Origin of the sequence: Undibacterium sp. GrIS 1.2, from assembly GCF_040544435.1 — a bacterium.
GTDB lineage: Bacteria > Pseudomonadota > Gammaproteobacteria > Burkholderiales > Burkholderiaceae_D > Undibacterium.
On the sequence record NZ_JBEONP010000130.1, the window covers coordinates 1 to 2494 of the forward strand.

General features: G+C 51.0%; 3 protein-coding genes. All 3 read right to left on the bottom strand.

Going from position 1 to position 2494, the window contains the following annotated elements; translation table 11 throughout:
* Nucleotides 1–29: 29 nt before the first annotated feature.
* A complete protein-coding gene (gene tnpC, locus AAKU61_RS22385; protein WP_354335821.1) occupies nucleotides 30–1601 on the bottom strand; it encodes an IS66 family transposase in 1572 nt (523 codons plus the stop codon).
* A 96-nt stretch (nucleotides 1602–1697) separates the two neighbouring features.
* Nucleotides 1698–2045, bottom strand: a complete 348-nt coding sequence (gene tnpB, locus AAKU61_RS22390) for an IS66 family insertion sequence element accessory protein TnpB (RefSeq protein WP_354335822.1) — start codon at nucleotides 2043–2045, stop codon at nucleotides 1698–1700.
* Nucleotides 2042–2416 carry an IS66 family insertion sequence element accessory protein TnpA gene (gene tnpA / locus AAKU61_RS22395; protein ID WP_354335824.1) on the bottom strand — a complete coding sequence of 125 codons (375 nt, stop codon included), beginning with the start codon at nucleotides 2414–2416 and terminating at the stop codon, nucleotides 2042–2044. Before tnpA ends, tnpB begins: the two co-directional genes overlap by 4 nt.
* Between the last annotated feature and the right edge of the window lie 78 nt (nucleotides 2417–2494).

A 2494-nucleotide genomic window follows, 5' to 3' on the forward strand; every position in this document is an offset into this window, starting at 1 on the left:
GTATGCGTCCGACAGACCCACCTAGACGATCAGCAAATAACCGATTTTGCCCGCAGCGGAAGCAATTCATCAATACGATTATTTTTACAGGTAGGGAGTTTTTCCAAGGTCTCTTTAAGCCAGGCAAGCGGTTCGATGTCATTCGCTTTTGCGGTGGCGAGCAAACTTTGTATAGCCGCTGCGCGTTTCCCCGCACGTTCTGATCCGGCAAACAGCCAATTCTTTTTTCCTATGGCGATAGGACGAATCGCATTCTCAATCGGATTATTATCGATCGGCAGATTACCGCTTGCGGCATAGCGCATGATCGCTGGCCAGCGTTTTAAACTGTAATCGATGGCTTTGGCCAGGCTGCTGCCATCGGCGGTTTTTTGACGCGTCAGCAGTAACCACGCATGCATCGCTTCCAATCTCGGGAGGGCTTGTTCTTGGCGGCACTGTGCGCGTTGCTCGACCGTATAGTCTTTGGCCGTGCTCTCAATGTGATACAGCTCAGCGATTCGATCCAGTGCGTCAGCTGCCGTCGGATGTTGATTCGCTGCATGCAGATCAAAGAATTTACGCCGCGCATGCGCCAGACAAGCAAGCTCAACGATGCCGTGACCGAATAGGGCTTTATAGCCTGAATAATCATCAACCATCAAATGGCCTCGCCAATCGGTGAGGAATGTGCGTGCATGGCTACCACTGCGTCCGGGCTGAAATTCAAACACGACAATCGGCGGCCCTTCGTCCAGACTGTTACTGCGATACGCCCACAAGTAGGCGCGTTTGGTTTTACCTTTGCCGGGGTCTAATTGTTGCACCGGTGTTTCGTCGGCATGCAGTACGCTGCGTTCTTTGAGTAATTCGATTAATCGATCTACCAAGGGTTGTAAAGCGACGCCGATACGACCGATCCAGTCGGCCAATGTCGAACGAGAGATCCCCGCACCATGACGGGCGCTGATTTGTTCGATACGATACAGCGGTAAATGATCCAGGTATTTTTGGATGACGACCCACGCGTGCAAACCAGGAGCAGCTAAGCCACCGTCGATGATGGCCGGTGGAATGGCAGCAGCGGTCACCGTTTCACAAGCGCGGCAGGCATACTGCGGACGAATATGGCGATGCACAAAGAAACGCGCTGGTTCGACATCGAGTTGTTCACTGATATCTTCACTGATCTGCACCAGTGCATTACCGCATTGACCGCAGTTGCACGATTCTGGTTCGTGCCGATGTTCGATACGTGGCAGATCAGCTGGCAAGGCTTTACGTCCTGTTGGCTTGGCTTTAGCACGCGGTGCTGATGGCGTTAATTGTTCCAGTTCTGCCTGCATGGCAGAGAGGTCAGCATCGATACATTCCGCAAACAACTCACGCTGATCGATAGAATAGGCTTCCGTTTTTGCGCCGAATTTCAGACGCTTCATGGTCGCCAACTCAAAGGTTAGTGCATTGATCTTAATATCTTTGAACTTGATTTCAGCGGCCATCTGAGGGACTTTGGCAGCCTCTTTTTGCGATTGACTAAACTGTGCCAACAACCATGCTTCCAACGCAGGGTCGGGGTTAAATTGGGCAAGTTGAGTAGTAAATTGAGCAGTAAAATCCATTGACGTATTTTACCATTTTACCTATGATAAACACGCATTTTTGGCATGTTTTAGCACGAAATAAACAGTATTTTTTACGCACTATTTCTCTTCGCTTTAGACGAGCCAAGATGCCGATGGCTGCGCACTCATTCGTCGCCAATCGATACCGCTGGTAAGCCAATACCAATCCGCCTCATTGAGCATAAAAACTTTATCTTGACTGGTCGGCCAAGTGAAGCGGCCTTGATGCAAACGGCGTACGCACAACCAGACGCCGGTGCCATCCCAGATCAGCAATTTAATCCGGTTGCCATTTTTATTGCGAAAGGCGTAGGCGTTGCCATCGCAGGGTGGCTTGCCTAAACTTTGCTGCACATGTAAGGAGAGCCCATCCGCGCCGAGCCGCATGTCGACTGGTTCAACCGCCAAATAGATTTGTGCCGGCGATAATGGAAACTTCATGGTAACTGCTGGAGTAATCGCGTCAGTGCGGGTAAATCAATTTGACCTGCAATCGTGATTTGCCAGCCTGCAGGGCTGCGTAATGCAATGTCACAGCGCGCGGCAGTCACTGTCACTGGCACCATCGTGATTGGTTTGACTGGGATCGTCTTCTTCTCGGCGATGGCGAGGTTCGCGTAAGCCGGTTCTTGCGTTGTGCGTGGCGCAATTGCAGGAGCGAATGCCTTATCAGAAAAATATTTACGCCATGCGTAAAACGTCGAACTGGCAATCGACTCACGTCGACAATAGGCGCGCACGGAGATCCCGCTCGCCACACAATCCTGCAGGCGTTGATTCCATAGCGATATTTGTATTGGGTCGTGGCTCATGCCTTCTCCTTAACTTTGAAACGAAGGAGTGTGGCGCGTTCATTTCATCATTGCTAGATGGTTGCGTCGGACGCTTAC